Source organism: Microvirga ossetica (genome assembly GCF_002741015.1).
In the GTDB taxonomy this organism is placed as follows: domain Bacteria; phylum Pseudomonadota; class Alphaproteobacteria; order Rhizobiales; family Beijerinckiaceae; genus Microvirga; species Microvirga ossetica.
In genome coordinates this window covers 459,194-478,401 of sequence record NZ_CP016616.1, presented here as the reverse complement: position 1 = coordinate 478,401, position 19,208 = coordinate 459,194, and the positions used below count along the sequence as shown (strand labels likewise).

11 protein-coding genes and 3 pseudogenes are annotated in these 19,208 nt (G+C 60.6%); 6 read left to right on the top strand and 8 right to left on the bottom strand.

Features of this window, described 5'->3' with window-relative positions:
• Positions 1-283: 283 nt before the first annotated feature.
• The 3 genes from BB934_RS02060 to BB934_RS02045 all read left to right on the top strand — a co-directional run bounded on the left by BB934_RS02060 (position 284) and on the right by BB934_RS02045 (position 2,571).
• On the top strand, positions 284-766 hold the full coding sequence (locus BB934_RS02060; RefSeq protein WP_099508149.1) for a nuclear transport factor 2 family protein: 483 nt from the start codon (positions 284-286) through the stop codon (positions 764-766).
• 326 nt (positions 767-1,092) lie between these two features.
• Positions 1,093-1,740, top strand: a complete 648-nt coding sequence (locus BB934_RS46745) for a hypothetical protein (RefSeq protein WP_157933976.1) — start codon at positions 1,093-1,095, stop codon at positions 1,738-1,740.
• Positions 1,741-1,908: 168 nt separating this feature from the next.
• Positions 1,909-2,571 (top strand): IS6 family transposase, encoded by a 663-nt coding sequence (locus BB934_RS02045; protein ID WP_099508146.1) that lies wholly within the window; start codon positions 1,909-1,911, stop codon positions 2,569-2,571.
• Positions 2,572-2,673: 102 nt separating this feature from the next.
• On the opposite strand, the pseudogene BB934_RS02040 reads toward BB934_RS02045, so the two are convergent.
• From BB934_RS02040 to BB934_RS02030, 3 genes and pseudogenes are all read right to left on the bottom strand, one after another.
• Positions 2,674-3,201 (bottom strand): annotated as a pseudogene (locus BB934_RS02040) (SDR family NAD(P)-dependent oxidoreductase); the annotation flags it as partial.
• A gap of 155 nt (positions 3,202-3,356) precedes the next feature.
• A pseudogene (locus BB934_RS02035) lies at positions 3,357-3,925 on the bottom strand (carboxymuconolactone decarboxylase family protein).
• A 523-nt stretch (positions 3,926-4,448) separates the two neighbouring features.
• Positions 4,449-4,667, bottom strand: a complete 219-nt coding sequence (locus BB934_RS02030) for a hypothetical protein (protein WP_099508145.1) — start codon at positions 4,665-4,667, stop codon at positions 4,449-4,451.
• A 405-nt stretch (positions 4,668-5,072) separates the two neighbouring features.
• On the opposite strand from BB934_RS02030, the gene BB934_RS02025 reads away from it, so the two are divergent.
• Together BB934_RS02025 and BB934_RS02020 are read left to right on the top strand one after the other, a co-directional pair.
• Entirely contained in the window at positions 5,073-5,540 is a 468-nt protein-coding gene (locus tag BB934_RS02025; RefSeq protein ID WP_099508144.1) for a hypothetical protein, read from the top strand.
• Positions 5,541-7,457 carry a potassium transporter Kup gene (locus tag BB934_RS02020; protein WP_099508143.1) on the top strand — a complete coding sequence of 639 codons (1,917 nt, stop codon included), beginning with the start codon at positions 5,541-5,543 and terminating at the stop codon, positions 7,455-7,457. It abuts the gene before it with no gap.
• Positions 7,458-7,958: 501 nt separating this feature from the next.
• Here BB934_RS02020 and BB934_RS02015 read toward each other — a convergent pair.
• Together BB934_RS02015 and lepB are read right to left on the bottom strand one after the other, a co-directional pair.
• Complete coding sequence (locus BB934_RS02015; protein ID WP_175608875.1) at positions 7,959-8,231, bottom strand: hypothetical protein; 273 nt, start codon at positions 8,229-8,231, stop codon at positions 7,959-7,961.
• Positions 8,232-8,350: 119 nt separating this feature from the next.
• Positions 8,351-9,111 (bottom strand): annotated as a pseudogene (gene lepB, locus BB934_RS02010) (signal peptidase I).
• Positions 9,112-12,614: 3,503 nt separating this feature from the next.
• Between lepB and BB934_RS02005 the strand changes: the two are divergent.
• Complete coding sequence (locus tag BB934_RS02005; RefSeq protein WP_099508142.1) at positions 12,615-13,292, top strand: hypothetical protein; 678 nt, start codon at positions 12,615-12,617, stop codon at positions 13,290-13,292.
• A gap of 953 nt (positions 13,293-14,245) precedes the next feature.
• Here BB934_RS02005 and BB934_RS51440 read toward each other — a convergent pair.
• From BB934_RS51440 to mprF, 3 genes are all read right to left on the bottom strand, one after another.
• Positions 14,246-14,635, bottom strand: a complete 390-nt coding sequence (locus tag BB934_RS51440) for a hypothetical protein (RefSeq protein WP_157933975.1) — start codon at positions 14,633-14,635, stop codon at positions 14,246-14,248.
• 427 nt (positions 14,636-15,062) lie between these two features.
• Complete coding sequence (locus BB934_RS01990) at positions 15,063-16,472, bottom strand: virulence factor family protein (RefSeq protein WP_157933974.1); 1,410 nt, start codon at positions 16,470-16,472, stop codon at positions 15,063-15,065.
• The gene (gene mprF, locus BB934_RS01985; RefSeq protein ID WP_099508140.1) at positions 16,469-19,132 is read right to left on the bottom strand and encodes a bifunctional lysylphosphatidylglycerol flippase/synthetase MprF; all 2,664 of its coding nucleotides are present in this window, start codon (positions 19,130-19,132) and stop codon (positions 16,469-16,471) included. The genes BB934_RS01990 and mprF overlap by 4 nt, the downstream gene beginning before the upstream one ends.
• Between the last annotated feature and the right edge of the window lie 76 nt (positions 19,133-19,208).

Genomic DNA, 19,208 nt, shown 5'->3' with positions numbered 1-19,208 from the left:
ACCTCGGACGATGCGACCAGGGTTTGAGGCCACTTGCTGGCCTCATTCCCTTAAGGCCGGTGTCTTCCGCGCTGCTGGTGCCTTTGCCGCGTATGTCCAGGCCCGTCATCCTGCATGCTGACCACTTGGAAACGGCAGTTGCGGACTTTTTCAACGGCATCGACCAGTGTGGACTTTCCAGGTGCTACTTTCCTGGGTTGGGCTTCCATGGCAGTAGCGACCTCAGCCTGCATTGCTGACGTCGGCGCCGACCGCTCTCGTTTCGCCACAGAGGATGACTGGCATGGAATCCTTGGACGCTCTCGACCACATCGCCATCAACGATGTCCTCTGCCGTTTCTTCCTCGCCTTCGACGAGCGGGATTGGACAGCCATGGAAGACTGTCTCGCGACTGAAGTGTTTATTGACTATTCCTCGTCTGGTCGCGAGCAGCCCAGCGTCATGAGTAGTACCGAGTTCGTCAAGCGTCGGCAGGATGCAGTCGATACCCTGGCCAAACATCACAGTTTCTCCAACCTGCTGTTGTCGACGGGGGCGGATGGTGTGCGAGGACGCTGCAACTACCTGATCCTAAGGTTCGACCGTGCGTTCACGGGTGAGGGTGAGGACTTCTATCACTCGTGCAGGGCCTACGAGTTCCTGTTCGGCAGGGCCGAAGGCGCATGGAAGATCACAAACATCACGCAACGGGCGCTCCAGAGTTGGGGCAATCGGCAACTGCACGCCGGCACGCGCAAGCCCGAAGCCCAACACATTAAGGCCTGATGCCAACCTCGTGCGGCGCAACTGGCCGAATGGCTGCAGGAAGCGATGCTCCACGTCGAAGCGGCATGCCCGCCGCAGACGCGCGATGGAAAAGCCGCTTGGATCACTGACGAGGCGCCACCGAGTGCGAGATCGTCCATCAAAGCCTTTCGACCGGCACGGCAGGAGCACGATCTTCCGGCTGGCCTGGAGTTCTTGCGGCGGAGCTAATTCGCCTTCGCCTATTTTCGCGAACGAACCGAACGGCGACGCCGTCATTGTCATCGCGGAGGAACGCTGTTCCTCGGTACGGCCGGCTTGCGGCCCCAGCAGATGAAAGAATGACAATGGCTCGAATAAAAAAGGACGACACCTCCCAACCCAGCAGGAGCCGGAATACGCCGGAGAAGTCCGCGTCGACCTCCGCCTCCCGGTCTGCCACGAAGAAGCAGACTGGCGCCTCCAAGCGTGCCCAGCCTAAAGCGATGGCCGGCTCCCGGTCTGCAACGAAGTCCCAGGCTGTTCCCGCGAAGTCCCGGTCCTCCGCAGGATCGCGCACGGCAGCACGTTCGACCTCCGGCACATCGCGATCGCTTTCCACGACGCAGGCCCGCTCCCGGGCGCAGGGCAGCCTGCTGAACCCGATGGCCTGGCTCTCGACACTTGAGACAACGCTCACCTCCCCACAGGCCCGCACGGTGATGGCAGAAGCCCTCAGGGCGATTGCAAACGTGCTCGAGAAGCCGCAGGGCGGTGAGCAGGGACAGGGCAGCGCAACCCAGGAAGGCAGGGCCGCCGTCTCAGCCGTGGGAAGCCTTGGGGCGGAGATCGTTGCGGCTCCGCTCGAGGTTGCAGCGGCTGCCATCGGAGCCGCAGGGGAGGTCGTGATGGGCGCCCTCAGCGGCTCGTCGGGCGAGGACCGCGGCAACGGCGACAGCCGCAAGGGCGGCAGGCGGTCCTCAGCGCGAAAGAAATCATCGGCCGTCGGTGACTAGCGTATCGTGCGGAAGAGGAGGGCCGCACCGAGCAATGCGCTCGTGAAGATGACCATCGGACTCAGAAGTCGTTCCACTTTTGGGTCCGATGGTCTAGCGTCCTGGCTCGTGTTGGATAGGCACCGTCAATTTAACCCGGAGGTGACGGGATCCTGACATATGTGAGGGATGAAGAAGACCCGTCATCCCCGTTATGCTCGCCACCGCTACCCGGCTGAAGTGATCAGTCATGCCGTCTGGTTGTACTTTCGGTTTCCACTCAGCCTGCGCATGGTTGAGGAGAGGCTAGCGGCCCGAGGCATCCTAGTCAGCCATGAGACGGTCCAGCAATGGGCGCTGAAGTTCGGTCACGGCTTCGCGAACCAGATCCGTCGGCGTGTTCCGGCAGCCGAAGACAAATGGCACTTAGATGAGATGGTGATCAGCATCGGCGGCCGGAAGCACTGGCTCTGGCGAGCCGTGGATCAACATGGGGTCGTGCTGGACATCTTGGTTCAGATCCGCCGGAATGCGCAGGCTGCCAAGCGGCTGCTGCGCAAGTTGCTCAAGAAGCAGGGCAGGGCACCGCGCGTGCTGATCACAGACAAGCTGGCCAGCTATGCTGTCGCGAAAAGAGCGGTGATGCCCGGAGTTGAACACCGACAACATCGGGGCTTGAACAACCGAGCAGAAAACAGCCATCAGCCGACCCGACGACGCGAGCGGATCATGAAGCGCTTCAAGTCAGCTGGGCAGGCGCAATACTTCCTCTCAGTCCACGAGCAGGTTGCCAACCTCTTCCGCCGTCCCGCCAACATCAACGCCGCTGAGCATCGCACGTCTTGGGCTTAAGCCTTTCGGGTTTGGAACGAAGTGACTGGCGTCGCCGCTGGCCTCTGATCCGATGACCGGTGGTAGACCAACCTATCCCGCCTCGTTAAGTTGACGGCGCCCCAGCGCCACCGTCTTGGTCAGACCCGCGATGCCGTGCTTGGCGGCGACATAGGCCGATTTGAATGGTGAGGCCACGAGCGAATGGGCGGAGGCCGTGTTGATGATGCGGCCCCATTTGCGTGCCTTCATGCCCGGCACCGCGGCGCAGATCGCATGGAAGGCGGATGACAGGTTGATGGCGATGATCTGGTCCCATTTCTCGACCGGGAAATTCTCCACCGGCGAGACGAATTGGATGTCCGCATTGTTGACGAGAATGTCGACGCTGCCGAATGTCTTTTCGGCAAGGCGGATCATTTCCTCAATCTCGTGCGGCTTCGACGTGTCGGCCGGCGAATAGATCGCCTTGACGCCCAATTCGCTCTCGATGCCGGCACGCGTCTTCTCGATCTCACCCGCATCGCCGAAGCCGTTGATGACCACATTGGCCCCTTCCTTGGCGAGAGCCCGGGCGATGGCGAGGCCGATGCCCCTGGTCGAGCCTGTCATGACGGCTGTTTTGGAACGAAGCGTCACTGAAGCCTCCATGTCACCGCACGGGCATGCGCATTAGACTTGCAAGGTGGTGTATTGCAGGTAGCTGATCACCCTGGGAGATCTGACAGGAGCGGGGTTGCCTATCCTGGACACAGGCGTCCCTCATCCGGAGACGAGCTTCAATGGCAGGTCCGAATATCCGTTCCTCAATTGCTTTCCGGCACGGGCACGTCGAAGCCGTTCAGGGTCACTGAGACCAAGCAGTAGAGCCCGACCAGATAGATTAGTTCCGCGGTACCATCCTGGCCGAAGGTCGCCATTGCCTGACGATAGAACAGCTCGGCAAGGACGCGCTGCCCGACACCAGCGCCGAAGCAACGTCATATGCGACCGTCTCCTCCCGAGTGAGATCTATCGGGCGCTGCCCAGCCACGACGGTCGCGATCTTTTCGTCTGATAGCCCACGCGCCTCCGCGAGAAGAACGTGGGCGTAAAGCTCGTAGGCTGAGTGGAAATGAGCCCCGGTGACGAGGACGGCGACTTCACGAACCGGTTGCGGCAATGTCGGCGAAGTGGAGAGAGCTTTGACGAGATGCCATATTGGGCGGCCGAACTTCGGAAAATGCGGCCATGGATTCCAAGGACCGATCAATGCGCCCTCGCTGTTGATGGCCTGAAAGCCCTTGAAGTTGTTCTCGATGCCATTTCGCATGTCATCATAGAGTTCGTGCTGTTGAGAGCCGAGATCGGAAGGCGACAGTAGGGCCAGACGCATGGCAGGTTCCTCAAGCTTCGGGTTATCAGGGAGTAGTCTAATAGTGTCCTGTTTCTTTCAAAGCAGTTGTTGTCGTTCTGGCCGTCGCTCCAGTGGAGGTCTATGGCCGCATGGCAGGTCGATGAGACATCAAGCGTCGGCACGCTCCTTACTTTCCGGTTGTGCGCTGCCAAGGGCACAAGCACAGTTTCCTGCCCGCCATTCGCTTCGCCCACGTCGTGCCCATCTGTCGCGGGCATGACAGGCAAAATGCACTGTGGCGCCTCGGGTTCTGCGAAATCTTCTCGCCACGTCAATGATACGCGCGCGGTCCGGGGCCACCATGGCAATAGAGATTGCCGCTGCAAGTGCACTGCTGCACTGCGCCTGATCAGGACCTGTTGCAAACTTGCTTTCCACTTACATGTCGCAACTGCGCTGTGCAGGCGCGCGGCTGGGAAATCAAGCATTCGGCGAGTATGGCGCGGCGCCAAAACAGTATCTGTAGTGGCTATACTTCACATTTGCAACAGGCGGAACTCTGTTAGGCCACTTCCTGGAATAAATAGAAACCGTTGAGGGGGATCACGAGCTTCGCAGCGGCTTTGTCAAATCCGGTTAACACCGGCGACTCTTCGGTATTGATCCCACCCATGAAGTCCCAGATTGTCGCGCTGAGGAAGCCGGGGGTCGGGGAGTGTGCCGGCACCACACAGCAGAGCGCACTATAGCCCTTGCGCCGGAACAAGTTATAGGTATCCATTGCCTTCCCCACTGCTCCCCTGCCAATGAACTGATTTGGCGCTCCTTTTCGAGCGCCCTAGATCTCGTGCATTCCCCTGGTGACGGACGCAACCGCAAGCCGCAAACCTTGCTGACTTCACCCTCACAACCTAGACCAGACGAGCACGCCGATCCCCTGTCAGATCTCGCAGGCTGACGCTCCGGTCGGAAGCACCAAACTGACTTGTCGTGTCTGCGCATACCGCAGACGCAAACTGTTGAGGGCAATATGTTTGCAAAGCAGCAGCCTTTAGATCGAGCCTTTCACCTCCCAATCGATTTTTTATGCGGCCCTGGCCATGTCTGATCTGAAAGGTCAGGAACCGATTGTTGTCCGAGGGGCACCGGTTGTCCGGCCTGGTTCTGACCTGTGTGGATAGCCAAGATGTGGCCGAAACAAAACCTGGAGCGCGATCTCCGCTCGCTTCTGAGGCGGATCGAGACGACCTGCCAGCCGACGGGCAGCCTCGTGGCGGATGTGCTGCAATACGCCTGTCCCCGGCTCAAGTCGGGCATCCAGCCCCACGATCTCGTGCAGCGCCTGATCGGGGCGGAGGCCTGGGTCGACCTGGGCTTCTGGCTGATCGGCTGGGAACTGCCGGACTGGGTGATCCACCGCCTGTCCTGCGATGACAGTCGCTGGAACTGCGCAATCTGCGTCCGCGGGCTGGCGATCAACTGGGTTGAGGACGTGGCCGAGTTCCAGCACGACAACCCGGCGCTCGCGATCTTTGGTGCCCTCGTCCAGGCCCAGCTCCAGAAGGCCCAGGGCCGGGCTCCAAGCAACGTGACGGCGTTCAGGCGGAGGAACAGATCCGGAGCGGCCTCGATGACCCATGGTGTGGAGAGATAAATGACCGCAGCCGCTTCCAGCCAGCCCCGTCCCGCGGAGCCGGCAGTTCAACCGGCCGCTCCACACACGGGCTTTTGGACCCTGACGCTCGGTACACTCGGTGTCGTCTATGGCGACATTGGCACGAGCCCGCTCTATGCCCTCAAGGAGTCGCTCTCGGCAGCCGCGGCGGGCGGTACGGTTACGCGCGAGATGGTGTTCGGAATCGTATCGCTGATCCTGTGGGCCCTGATCTTCATTGTGACGGTCAAGTACGTGCTGTTCATCCTGCGGGCCGACAACAACGGCGAAGGCGGTACGCTCACGCTGATGGCGCTCACCCAGAAGGTCATGGGCCACAACATCCTCGTGATCGCCCTGCTCGGCATGGTCGGCGCCGCCCTGTTCTATGGCGACGCCATCATTACGCCAGCGATCTCGGTGCTCTCGGCCATTGAGGGCCTGACGCTCGTCACGCCTGCCTTCGACCATTACGTCCTGCCGCTCAGCGGCGTTATCATGATTGGCCTGTTTATGGTACAGAGCCATGGCACGGCCCGCGTCGCGGCCTGGTTTGGTCCGATCATGGTGCTGTGGTTCGCCCTCATGGCTCTCGGCGGCCTGCTTCACATTGCCGATGAGCCGAGCATCCTGGCCGCGATCAGCCCCACCTACGGCATCGCGTTTCTCGCCTCCCACGGCACGGCGGGCCTGTTCGCCCTCGGGGCCGTGTTCCTCGCCGTCACTGGAGCCGAGGCTTTGTATGCCGATATGGGCCACTTCGGACGACGCCCGATCCAACTCGCCTGGCTCAGCTTTGTCCTGCCCTGCCTCGCCCTGAACTACTTTGGTCAAGGTGCGCTGCTGCTCGATGATCCCGGCAAGATCGAGAACCCCTTCTTCCTGCTCTATCCCGATTGGGCCCTCCTGCCAATGGTCGGCATGGCGACCGTCGCCACCATCATTGCGAGCCAAGCGGTGATCACAGGAGCGTTCTCCCTGACCCAGCAGGCGATCCAGCTGGGCCTGCTGCCGCGGTTGGAGATCCGCTGGACGTCCGAGACCGAGAAGGGCCAGATCTACGTGCCGAAGGTCAACATTCTGCTCCTGGCGGCCGTGCTGCTCTTGATCATCGCCTTCAAGAGTTCGAGCGCCCTGGCCCACGCCTACGGCATTGCCGTGACCGGCACGATGGTGGTGACGGCCATCATGGCCTTCTTCGTGGTCTGGCGGTGCTGGAAGTGGCCGCTGTGGCTCGCCACGGCGGTCGTGGCGCCCTTCCTGCTTGTCGACGCGATCTTCCTGACGGCGAACGCTCTCAAGATCCCCCAAGGTGGCTGGATGCCGCTGCTGGTTGGCGGCCTGCTGGTTTTGCTCATGATGACGTGGCGGCGCGGCACGCACATCCTGTTTGACAAGACCCGGAAAGTGGACGTGCCGCTGATCGAACTCGTCGGCATCCTGGAGAAGAGCCAGCCGCACCGGGTCAAGGGCACGGCCGTGTTCCTGACGAGCGATCCCGAGACTGCTCCGGCTGCACTGCTGCACAACCTCAAGCACAACAAGATCCTGCACGAGCAGAACGTGGTGCTGACCGTCAGGACTGCGGACACCCCACGGGTCGGGGACGACGAGCGTGTTCGGATCGAGCACCTCGGCGACTCGTTCTGGCGCGTGACCATGACCTTCGGCTACATGGAGGCGCCGAACATCCCGGGTGGACTGGTCCTCCTGCGCAAGCAGGGATTCAAATTCGACATCATGGCGACCTCGTTCTTCGTCTCGCGGCGTTCGATCCGACCCTCGGTCCATGGCGGGATGTCGTTCTGGCAGGACAAGCTGTTCATCAGCCTTGTCAAGTCGGCGAGCGATGCCACGGACTTCTTCCAGATCCCCACCGGTCGCGTCGTTGAGGTCGGCACGCAGGTGACGGTGTGAGTCCGGTAACAAGGAAACCGGATCGGTCCGCCTCCGGTGGATCGGGGACTGGAAGCCAATGGAGTGGCTCCAGCACGACCTCGCATCGATGTAGGCCAGCCATTTACCCCAGAACCGGACGCTGGTGTGCTAGCCACCCTGACCAGCGCTGACGCCTGGTACATGTCAGATAATTACGCAGAGGCGCTGAAACTCAGCCGCCAAGCGCTCACCCGACGCCTCTATTTGCTGGGAGGTGTTGACCAGACCCCTTGCATTACTTTGGCGTGACAGCAGCCGCGCTAAGTGACCGGATTTCCAGCGCCCGGTCGCTGGGCTTCGAGTGCCGTTAACGAGTAAAAAGAGACCTGATCACTCTTGGAAGAGGAGGCATCGCATGATCTTGCGTGTGATCCAATTCTTGGCGTTCCTGCTGACCGCTCTCGTCCTGATCCCGGCCGGGGCTCATCTGTTCGCGTTGCCGAATACGATCGGCCTGTCACATGACGCCTAGTTTACCGTTCAGGGGGTTCGATAGAGGTCGGCGATCGGCACCACGTCGAGAGCTCTCAGCACCCCGAAGGTCTCATCCGGAAAGCTCCAATCATACCGGTTGGGGCTAAGCCACACATGGTGGATCGGCGGTCCGTAACGCAGATAGCGGAAACCAAGTTCCTGCAGGAGATCGAAGTCTTTCCGCCAATGTTCGTAATGTCCGCACTTCTCCATCTCGTCCACACGGACGCTGCCACTCTTGATGGTCGGGTAGCTATTCTCGATACCCTTCGCGAACATGTACCACTATACTGTCATTGCGTGTCTCCGGGCTGGACCAGAACAGCAGCCTGAATGCGAGTCTCGGTGCCGGCCACGATGGTGAGATCGAAGGCCGCGAAGCACATCCTCCGTCGACCTCACGTCACAGGTCGGAGCAGCCAATCCCAGCGCACCGTCCAGGGCAAATCCCAGACCTTCCAGGCGGCGGCATCGTCATCGATCGAGAAGATGATGATTTCGGCGCGACCAACGAGATTCTCGAACGGCACATAGCCGACGTTCGACAGGTCGCGAGAGTCGTCCGAGTTGTCCCGGTTGTCGCCCATCATGAAGATGTGTTCGTCTGGCACAGTGTAGACGAGCGTATTGTCCCATACCCCGTGGCCGCCCTCTATTTCGATGATCCGGTGCTTCACACCATTGGGCAGCATCTCGATGTATTGAGGAACAGCCACGGGGCGGCCATAGAAATCTCTGGTCTTGTAATCCTCGATCCGCTCCCGCTGAAGGACTGGCCGTTGATATGCAAAACGCCGCCGATCATCTGGATCCGGTCGCCCAGCAGGCCGATAACCCGTTTGATGTAGTCGGTGGAGTTGTCCTTGGGCAGCTTGAAGACCACGACATCGCCCCGCTTCGGCTCGGCGCCCCAGATCCGGCCCGGAAAAATAGGTAGACCGAAGGGCACGGAATAGCCGGAAAAGCCGTAGGCATATTTCGAGACGAACAGGTAATCGTCAACAAGCAGTGACGGAGTCAGCGAACCTGAGGGGATGTTGAAGGGCTGAAACAGAAGGGTGCGGATCACAAGTGCGATCAGCAGTGCCCGGAGGACGACTTGAATGGTCTCCCAGAAGCCGCCGTTCCTCTCCGCCTTCTGCTGGCACACTTGATCCATTCACGCAACTCCGTCATGGGGGTACTGCCGCCGGCGATTGCCGAGGTTTCGAGCGGCAAGGTGGCACGCCGCGCCTGTACGTGCAGGCTGACCTTAACCCACTGGCCGGAGCCGGGCTCCCGTAGGATCTCACAGGCAAACGTCGTGGCGTGACCTCGCATCCAACGCCCAGTCATTTGCCATACGAACGGATTGAAGCCCAGATCAAAAGCGCTTTGGCGGAGAACCCATAGGATGATCTCCGCCGTGGATTACCGACCCTTAAACGGGCATTCTTACTCGCTTCTTCGTCAACCCCTCTCAACACCCGCTTGTCGTGGTACCGAGGAAGGGAGCTTCGATGCTTCAGATGATTGCGCTCTAGATTGTTGAGCATCTGCACGAGGCTCCAGTATCGCAGGATCCCACGCACGCGCTGCTTCGATGCGGTGATGCTTGCTGTCGATCGACTTCTCGTCCAAGCCCGCCGCGAGCACCACTGCGCAAGCAATTAGCATTACAAAAAGATCGATAATCCACCAGTCGGAACGGATCACGTGGTCCTGCCAACGGTATTGTTCTGTGTCCATCTTCTAGCCCACAACTAGTGACCATTGCGGAACGATGCGCAAGCGAGAATCAGGCGCTCAGCCGCAAACAGCATCAGAGCCTTCGCCAGGGTCACCATTGCGCTCCCTTGTAGTAGCGAACAGTGTGCGTCAAGACAGAATATAGGATCTATCAACCATGTCAGCCTGTCAGGTCTGCCAGTGGCACTACGGCAACCTGTCTGTCACAGCACCATCATCCTTGAGGCTTTCGACTGAATCCTTCTACCACTCAAGCGCGTCGCTCTTATGTAGTTTGCGGATCACAACAGCAAGTCGTGCACTCGCCATTGCGACGGCCCTGCATTTTAGCTGCGAGCCGCGCAATCCCGACTTCCCCCGAGCCTTTCCGCGGTGCCGTGAGGAACTCCGCTACCATTAGCAGCTAGAAGGGTCACCGCGCCAGATCCCGGTGTGTTAGCTCTTCCGTGCGTTCCGATCGCCCCCGTCGCAACGGGCCAGGCGAGCTGACTGCCTAGGCAGGCGGCCCCGCAGCACTCCAGGAGAGTTTGCCCAGCGGCCGAAACCCGACGGCGCCTGCCTGCGGTACCTTCTTTACCTTCGCGCCGGTGGTGGGTACTGCGCTCTCGACCCTTCTCCAGTGACTGTTGCGTACGGGACCACCGCCACAGGACTGAGCGCACGGATTGGCTGTGGAGCGCGCAGAGCTCACCTCGCGGCCTTGTTTGGGCGCGCGGAAGGACTTCATGCGTCCAAGCTCGTGCATGTTGTTCAAGGCATGAGCTGCTATAGCGGCCTCAGTCGCGCGATACCGTTCCACCCACCAGTGCAACTCGTGATCCATCACACGTTTCCATCAGCTAACAGCCGCCTCCAGCTGGGCTCGTGGAGAGTACCCGGACCTCTTGTGCAAGCCCATGCATCCATGCTCCGCAACGTTTTGGAGAAGTTTGTCGCGCCGGGTCGAAGTGGTCGCCACATCATCACTCGGCGTTGCCGTCAATCGGGGTGGAACGATCACGTGAGCATCCGGATGGCGCTTTGCGATGGTGACGTAGAAGCTAGCTTGCTTGTAGGCTCCATCGCCGACGAATGAGGCGAGTGGAGCCAGGATCTGATCGGGCACCGGCTAACTTGGGAGCCATCATCGATCCCATTGCAGGGCAACTCTGATGCGAGGATCTACCTGGTCCCGGCGTCGACGCAGCGGTGTAATATCCGCTAGGACCCACGCCCTCAGGTGCCGAGATTCACGATTACCACTTCGCCAGGTCCGCACGTCAATGAGCTGGAGGGTGACCGGCCGGGCACTTGCTGCTAGCATCCGGATGTGGACCACGGCCGCTTGAGCTGTTTAAGGCGCAACGGTATCGCTGGCTTGCGGATGATGGCGAGCGCCTCGTAGACGTTGAGACATTGAACGCAGTCCTCTGTGAATTATGCCGCCACAGACGCGGAGCGAACGTGAGCCGCTCCTGTGTTGTTGGGCTTAGTGTCAAAGATTCAGCAGCCAGTGGGCTCTGATATCACGAGACATTCGGGACTGATCGCGCTTCGTGCCGTTACAAGTGCTTGCTCGCAGCTATTCTTGTTTCCGATTCGGTTAGCCTCTCGCGCACGCCCCAGCGCCGCAAGCGCTCTCTCGATGGCAGTTCCCTCACCTAAGCGCCCTTCCGCTTGCGCGATCGAACGAGGCGTCGGCTGTCTGTGCAGCCGTGCGGCTGCGCTTTCAGATGCTGCCGGACCTGCACCAGCGACGGCATCAGCCTTAGCGTCTATCTGACTCTGCACTTGCTCTATCTGGGCTTTGCAAGAGGCGGCGTGCCCCGGCGTGATCGACACCCACAAGAGAGTGATGCAGAAGATCCACGTTTAGATATTGGAACCAGATGCAAGCTTCGACATATGGATCTATCCTCTTCTGGCGAACTACTGCTGCTTCTGAAGATTCTCTTTGCAATTCTGGGTACTATCCTCGCAGGTTCAACCTCTCATAACTGACAGGGCAAATGCGCGGGGGGTGTTGCACCCGCCTGTCAAACCACAGGATGCATTAGCGGCCGTCTGAGGCAAGCACGCTCGTAATTGTGCCCCTTGAGGTTACTGCAACATGTGCGGGCGCCCCTTATGGTGCAAGTGGAATCTTCAGATTTGATGCAGCGCGTGATCAATACGGCCATGTATGTAGCCTTTCACACGCCGCGGACCCAGATGGTAGTACGCGGATCGGGACCAAATCAGAACCATATGCTTGCGACAACTGTCGCGAAGCTGGCTTTTCTGATCCCGCCTTAATGACCCCTGCGTCATTCCACTCCTTCGACCTTACTGCTCGCACCAGCCTCACCGACACGACCGCTTACGCTGCCGCGGGTGGAGCCCGATGAGTCCCGCTTCTGATCGAGTTGATGACCGCAGCCGACAAGCCAAAAAGGGTACGGGCACAATGTGCGAGGTAACAGATTGATGCACCGTTGTTGCTCCTCTCAGCGTAGGGGCTGACTCGGAGGCGCTGGCAATGCCAAGATAGAATAACGGGGTCGAAGTACTGGCGGGACAAACTGGCACGCAAGTACTGGAAGAACCCATATTCGGCCGGCGACGCTTTCGCCACGATTGTTGCGGACGAGCACGCCCGCACGCGAACCTTTGATCGCAGCAGCTCCCGTCGAAATGTAAGTTTCAGTTTACATCAACTGCGGAGGTGCAGCACCCTAGGAGTAGCAATCCTTTTCACATTCGCCGGTAGGGCTTAGCGCACGCTCACTCGTTCCTGTTATCCCACCGAGCCCGTCAGACCTGCGTTCTACGTTTCGACGGGACTGCGGTGCGGCATCGGACCCTGTGAGATGTCACAGGTGGCGCAGGCGCCCGCAATAACAATCTCTCTGGCAGAAACCGAACTGTGAAGGCGGTCTCTCCATCAAGGCGGTTTTCCGGTGAAAGGAAAGATTCATGATCAGGCGCGGTGCATTCGTGGCGACAGTGGCGGTCGGCCTCGCAAACCCGGCTCTGGCGCAAGACTTCGGTGCGGCGAGCGGCGGCTCCACAGCGCACGAGGCGGCACAGCGCGTTCTGCCTGTCTCATCTGCGGCCATCGCGCGCTACTTTGTTGAAGCAAAGGGTTGCGATAAGGCGGTACCCGTCTCAGTGGCGGCACGTGGCCGAGAGGGAATGGGCGTGCCGACGCTCGATGTCACTTCCAGCTGCCGTGCGGCCACAAACCTCCATTTGACCGACGGCCAGGACTACAACACCTGTATGCAGGATGAGCAGCAAGCGCGCAATCAGATTCGCAAGGGTTGGTCGAGCTACTCACCTGCAATCCGCGCACGGTGTACAGGGGAAGCGACAACTGGGGGCAGCCCGAGCTATGTCGACCTGTTCGAGTGCATGGATATGGCCAAGGACGCGGCCCACCTCGAGGCGACTGGCAACGGCCTTGACATGACCACGTCTACGGAAACGACGGGTTCAATCACAGGGCAAGGTTCCGAGGCCCGGGAAAGTGCAAGGATAAAGCAAAATGCTCGGTCAGTCGCGCGGACTATTCGCATTCCAAGCGAGAGTGATTTGGATCACGCCCAGGCGATTGATCCCAACATCTTGCGCGGGGTCTGCCAAGGGTGTTAACGAGTAACCGCGGGTTCTTATACCGGACAAGCGCGGCTTGGCCAGTCATCCGTTGCGCTTCGTGGGAGAGTTTTCCAGCATCGGCACGGTGACAGGAGCGCTACCATTTCAACTGCGCCCGTTGCGAGCCCGCGGAGCACTCGGTCTTTCTCAACAAAGGTGCCGCCTTGTCTCAAAGGGCACTCCTGGGAGCAGGGGTCGTCCACTCCTTCATTTGTGGAATATCGCGGAACCAGAAGATTCTACCACCATCGCCACATCAGGAGCAAGGCGCAAAAATGGGCGCAATCGAAACCGCGACCGATGTCAGGACATACAACAGGGCCGCTCCGGGTTATCCCCGCTTAGGACTCAGACCTGCTACGATGCGACCTTTGCTTTCCCATCATCGAATGTTCAGCACCCAGCCTTGTGGCTGATGTGGGCATTCGGCTTTTGCTTGGATCGAGCGAGGCTCGCGTGATCCACTTACCGTACAAGTGAGAACTGATACCCCTCGGTTTGCGACGATCCGGACCGGAAGTAGCCTATGGCTTTGGGGTTGCTTGAGGTGCGTTAAGCTCATCTTGGAGCACCGTGACATAGGGTGATGTGTCAATGGCTGCAGGGCCCATAGCCCGAATGAAGTAGAGCGCAAGCCCGGTGTAGTCCCATTGGTCGAGAGCGTCGCGACGCCTTCATAGCTCATCTGCTGACCGCCATAAGGTAGACGACCGTGAAGAGGGCAACCCAGATACTATCGAGCACGTGCCAGAACAGGCTGAGGCAAAGGAAGCGCCTGAAGATGTCGCCCGGAATCCCGTTACGCGGATCTACGCCATCATCGTCAGCAGCCACAGCAGGCCCGCGGTCACATGGAGGCGTGGCACCCCACCAGCATGAAGACGGCTGAGAGGAATGCGCTACGAGTCGGCCCTGCCCCGCGGGCGACAAGTTCCGCGAAATCACGCACCTCAAGCAGGATGAACACGGCGCCGATGCAAAATATGCGGAATGACACGTTCGCGAAGAATCTCGTGGTCACACATCTTAACACCCTTGAGGGCAGTCCCGGCGCTGGCCCAGACGAGCCAGCCGGCAGGCTCGGCCGTACCAGCTTCAGGGCAGATGAGCATGTGCAATTGGATGATCGAGGAGTAACCAGAGCAATGGCGGACCTCCAAGCTCAAGGGCTTGGATGTGTACAACCAGAATAATGAGAAGATTGGAGATATCAGAGAGCTGATTGCGGCAGCAGCGGCAAGATCCAGTCCGCGGTTGTTGGCGTCAATGGCGTCCTCGGCATGGATCAGCACGATATGGCGATCCCCATCAACGAGCTTACGTTTATAAACGAACCGCATTCTCCGGCATCGACAGCGAAGCCGAATGCTCCCGCCACCACGGGATCAGCGACGACAAACCGGACCGCCAACGCGGTGAACCGTTCGGCTCCTGATCACGCCGTGCTTACAGTGAATTTGACCAAGGAGCAGGTGAAGGCAGCTCCCGAACAAATTTGCCCGGTGAGATGATCGGCCGTGACGGAAGGGACCGCACAGCCCCTTTCGCGCAGTGTCAGGCAGGAAGCACAGCTGGTGCCGAGCCTACGACCAGGCGAACTGAATGCCTCTCTCATGCGACGGTACCAGCGCGGACGTGGCTAACCCCTCTGCACTAAGCTTCGTCCGCCGCACCGTCTCTCCCTGATCGCCTTTTGTCCATGTAACGGTCCTCTCCCGCTCCTGCCCACCATCGGCGCACTTCGGCATGCGGCTCTTAATGGCCGGTCTAAAGCCTTGGGCTTCCGTTCTGCAGACGTGCCCAAATCGCCTCCGCGGCTTTGGTGTAGTCTCCATCGAAATGGTGCCCGCCCTCAAGGGCGATTCGCTGCGCCTGGCCGAGTTCGGGAGCTGTACACGAGGTCTCGTTGTCCTCCGCGTCCTCCTTGCCGTAGATACACTGTGTCCGGTCAAGCGGCAGCTGACGAAGTAACGGACGCAGAGGTCGGCTTTCGGCTGAGACCGTGCCGATGAAACCTTCCACAGTCACCTCGAAGTCGGCGTTGGTACCCAACGCAAGCAGCGAGACGACGGCCACACGGTCCTTGACGGGCTTCGGCAATTGCGGCCAGACATCCGGCATGATGTCCGAGCCGAATGAGTAGCCAATGATTGCATAGTGGTCCGTGCGGAGTTCAGCGCCATAGTGGTCGAATAACAGGGCGAGATCGGCGGCGACCTCCCCGGGGCTTCTCTTTGACCAGAAGTAGCGCAGCGAGTCCATTCCGACAACAGCGACCCCGTGCTCGGCTAACCATTCGCCGATTGATTTATCGATGTCGCGCCAGCCGCCGTCGCCCGACATGATAATCGCGAGCCCCTTCACCGGGCCGTCCGGCTTGATGACCGACACGGGCAGTTGCGAATAACCGTGCTCGCCGGTCCGGCTGAGCAGGTTCGCGCTCTCGACCAGGGCTTGCCGCGTTAAGCCATCGTCCTGCGCTGGCACGAATTCCGCGTCGTTCTCGGATTCCTGAAAGGCCTCTATCCGCTGACGCTCGCTTTCGGGCGCGATGACGCGCCAGGGCCCCGGCAGGTTTGCCTCGCTGCGAAGGGCGAAGAGGCCATCTCCGGCAGGATCCAGTGGCGGTTCGAAGCAATAGGTTCGGTCGGACCGCAGGACTGGCTGGAAGCCGATGCTGATCGCACCGCCCAAAGTGTTCGCGGGAGCCTGAGCCAGGGCGGCATACGCGAAGGCTGCGCCGTCGCCTCGTCCGGCGATGACCGGAAAGAAGTAGCGTTGGAGGCCGAGCTTGCGCTGCACGGCCTGGGCGAGATCCTTCATGTCATCGGCGATGTAATGGCACTCATCCGAAGGAGGAGACTTGGCGAGCTCTGCACGGAACTTCTCGAAATCGAACGAGACCGCGATCAGCCCGCTCTTCGCGAGGGCGAGCGCATCCTGCTGGCGCGTCTGCGCATGGGACGCATCCTCCGCCAGGATGATAAGACCTAGGGCTGGGCGGTCGGACCGCACCACATCGACGGCGCCGAACTCGTCAACCTCGAGGGAGGTGGTGGAGACGCTCGGCCCCGTCACGGCCGACCGGGCAGTGCGACCCAGCAGAACACTTCCGAGTGTGAGAGCAACCAGCGCCGCCGCGATGATGAGCCCGCGGAATGTGCTTATTGCCTTCATAACCTTACTTCCTTGCTGACGGTTCCGATCGGGCCGCCGGAGATAAGGTTCGTGACGTCGAGCAGGATCTGCGGCAGCGCCCATCCACCCGGGCAGGCGAGATAGCGCGGCTCCCAGACAGGACCGAACTTTTCCTTGTAGGCCCGCAGACCCTTGAAGCCATAGAAGCGCTCGCCGTTGCGGGCCACGAAGGCAGCGACCTTGTGCCAGCTCGGAGCAAGACGATGGTCCGACAGGCCCGAAAGCGGAGCCATGCCAAGATTGAACCAGCGATAGCCGCGTGCCATTCCCTCCTGCATCAGGCTGACGAACAGAAAATCCATAAGGCCGGAGATATGGGGCACGTGGCGCATGAGATCGACCGCGATCTCGCCGCCCGCCTGTCCGTACCAGATGTTGGCGAAGGCGAGGATTCGACCCTTGCGCCGAACCACGGCGACATCGAAGCGGCACAGATACGTCTCAGACCAGAAGCCAATGGAAAATCCCTTCTCCCCAGCGCCTTGCTTCGTAAGCCATGCATCCGACACAGCCTTGAGCTCGGAAAGATGTGTTGGCACCTCGGCAGCCGGAATGATGGTGAATTCAAGGTTCTCGCGCTTGGCGCGGTTGAGGGCGGCACGCCAGTCCTTGCCGGCCTTGCCCTCCGTGGTGAACGTGGTGAGATCGACACGCGCCTCTTCTCCGAGTTTGACGAGAGACAGGCCGCCATCAAGGTAGAGCGGCAGATGGCTCGGGCTCACCTGATAGAACACCGGCCAGCCGTCATGTCGGTCGATCTCCTCCAGGAAACGCCACATGAGGTCGGCCGCGCGCTCGGGATTGCCGACAGGGTCGCCCATGGCAATCCAGCTCTTGCCGCGCACGGCGTACATGAGAAAGGCGTCGCCGGCCTCATGAAAGAAGAAGCGCTTGTCCTCAAGCAGAGCGAGTTGGGCGTCTGCCCGGTCGGCACAGGCCAAGGCAGGCGCGAGGGCATTGAGCTTGAGCGGTTCGGCTTTTTGGGTAGAGGGAGAGCGATGGATCATCGCATAGAGCGACAGGGCAGCGCCGACGATGACCGCGACAAGGCTGCTGCGCAGGAATCGCGATGCATCGTCATGCCAGCTGAATTGCCACCAGAGATCATGGCTGTAGTCGAGATCCTGGAATGCCGTGAGGCCGAGCCAGATGGTGCAGCCGACAACGAACGCGATGGCGATGAGCCAGCGCGGCTCGAGAGGCTCCGCGAAGATGCCGGCCTTGCGGTAGAACGCCCCGCGATAAGCCAGGAGAAGGATCAACACCGAGCTTAGAATCAACGCCTCCTCCCAATCGAAGCCCTTGGCGAGTGACACGATTGCCCCAGCGCCGATGACGACCACGGCGAGGATCCAGGCGCTCGAGAGACGGCGCATCAGGCCACGAGAGAGAATGAGAAGCACCACGCCGGCCGTGCTGCCGACGAGGTGTGACACCTCGGCGAAGGGCAGCGGCACGAGATGCCTCAGCGCCCGGATGCGCGAGTAGTCGTTGGGCAGCGCACCGGAGGTGAGGAGGACGAGACCACCCAGGAATGTCAAAGTGGCGAGCGCTATCGGCACGAAGGGCAGCATCAGCCGCCGGAGGCGTCGGGCCGCCTGGGCCAGCTTCGTGTCTCGATACCGCAACTCGTGCGTGACGACGAGTACTAGGGCGAGCAGGAAGGGGATCAGCGTATAGGTGAGCCGCCAGACGAGAACCGCTGAGAGCAGGTCGGCTGTGGGAACATTCGGAAACGCCAGCAGGATCGCCGCCTCGAACGCTCCAAGACCCGCCGGGACATGGCTGACGACGGCCAACAGGATGGCGCCCGCGAAGACCGTCGCAAAGGCAGGAAAGCCGATGGTGACCTCATGGGGCAGGAGAACCCAGAGAGCCGTGGCAGCGGCGGACACATCGAGGAGGCCAAGACCCATTTGCAGAAGAACGGCTTTGCCGCCCGGGAGGCGAACCCGCACATCCCCCCGGCCGATCTCTTGGCCGCCCTGGCGGTTCCACAGCAGCCAGAGAGCGAGGGCGGCCAGAAGGGCGACGCCAAGGCCCTGGTTGAGGCGGACAGACAGTTGGTCGAGCGCGGCGAGCGCCTGCGGCTCGAGCGCGGCGCTGAGGCCCACAACGGCAGCCATGCCGATCCAGAGCGTGAAGCCCGCGACGGCTGTCAGCCTCGCCACCTCGGCAAGCGACAGGCCGGCCGTGCCATAGACACGCCAGCGCACGGCGCCCGCCGTCATCAGGGGAAAGCCGAGGGTGTGGCCGATGGCATAGCTCGTAAAGGAGCCCATCGCGATCGTTGTGAAGTGAACCCGCTTGTCGGTTATTACTCTCAGTGCCAGGGCATCGTAGCCGATAAGGGCGAGATAGCTGATCGCGCTGAAGAGAAGCGACAGGCCAATCAGCGGGAGCGGCATCTGCGCGGCGCTTGCGGTTACGGCTGCGAAGTCGAGGCCGGAAAGGAGTTCGGCGAGCAGCGCCGTGATGGAGGCAATGACGCCCAAGACGAGCACAGGAGCAGCCCACCTCATGATAGGACGGAGGAGTTCATGCGGCTCTGCCGAAGTGGCCTCGGCCTTGAGGCGGGAGGACTGCAATGTGCTGTCAACCTGATCAGCCGTCGCGGCCTGAAGGACGTGGGGCGACATAAGGGCGATCTCGCAACGTCTTGGAATTGGAATGAATCGGCGTGGATCCGTCGCAAATGCTTCTTACTTATCGAGA

Bases quoted from the DNA above. Each gene is read 5' to 3' on its own strand.
- BB934_RS02060 (WP_099508149.1), top strand. From the start codon at position 284: ATGGAATCCTTGGACGCTCTCGACCACATCGCCATCAACGATGTCCTC.
- BB934_RS46745 (WP_157933976.1), top strand. From the start codon at position 1,093: ATGGCTCGAATAAAAAAGGACGACACCTCCCAACCCAGCAGGAGCCGG.
- BB934_RS02045 (WP_099508146.1), top strand. From the start codon at position 1,909: ATGAAGAAGACCCGTCATCCCCGTTATGCTCGCCACCGCTACCCGGCT.
- BB934_RS02030 (WP_099508145.1), bottom strand. From the start codon at position 4,667: ATGGATACCTATAACTTGTTCCGGCGCAAGGGCTATAGTGCGCTCTGC.
- BB934_RS02025 (WP_099508144.1), top strand. From the start codon at position 5,073: ATGTGGCCGAAACAAAACCTGGAGCGCGATCTCCGCTCGCTTCTGAGG.
- BB934_RS02020 (WP_099508143.1), top strand. From the start codon at position 5,541: ATGACCGCAGCCGCTTCCAGCCAGCCCCGTCCCGCGGAGCCGGCAGTT.
- BB934_RS02015 (WP_175608875.1), bottom strand. From the start codon at position 8,231: ATGTTCGCGAAGGGTATCGAGAATAGCTACCCGACCATCAAGAGTGGC.
- BB934_RS02005 (WP_099508142.1), top strand. From the start codon at position 12,615: ATGATCAGGCGCGGTGCATTCGTGGCGACAGTGGCGGTCGGCCTCGCA.
- BB934_RS51440 (WP_157933975.1), bottom strand. From the start codon at position 14,635: ATGCGGTTCGTTTATAAACGTAAGCTCGTTGATGGGGATCGCCATATC.
- BB934_RS01990 (WP_157933974.1), bottom strand. From the start codon at position 16,472: ATGAAGGCAATAAGCACATTCCGCGGGCTCATCATCGCGGCGGCGCTG.
- mprF (WP_099508140.1), bottom strand. From the start codon at position 19,132: ATGTCGCCCCACGTCCTTCAGGCCGCGACGGCTGATCAGGTTGACAGC.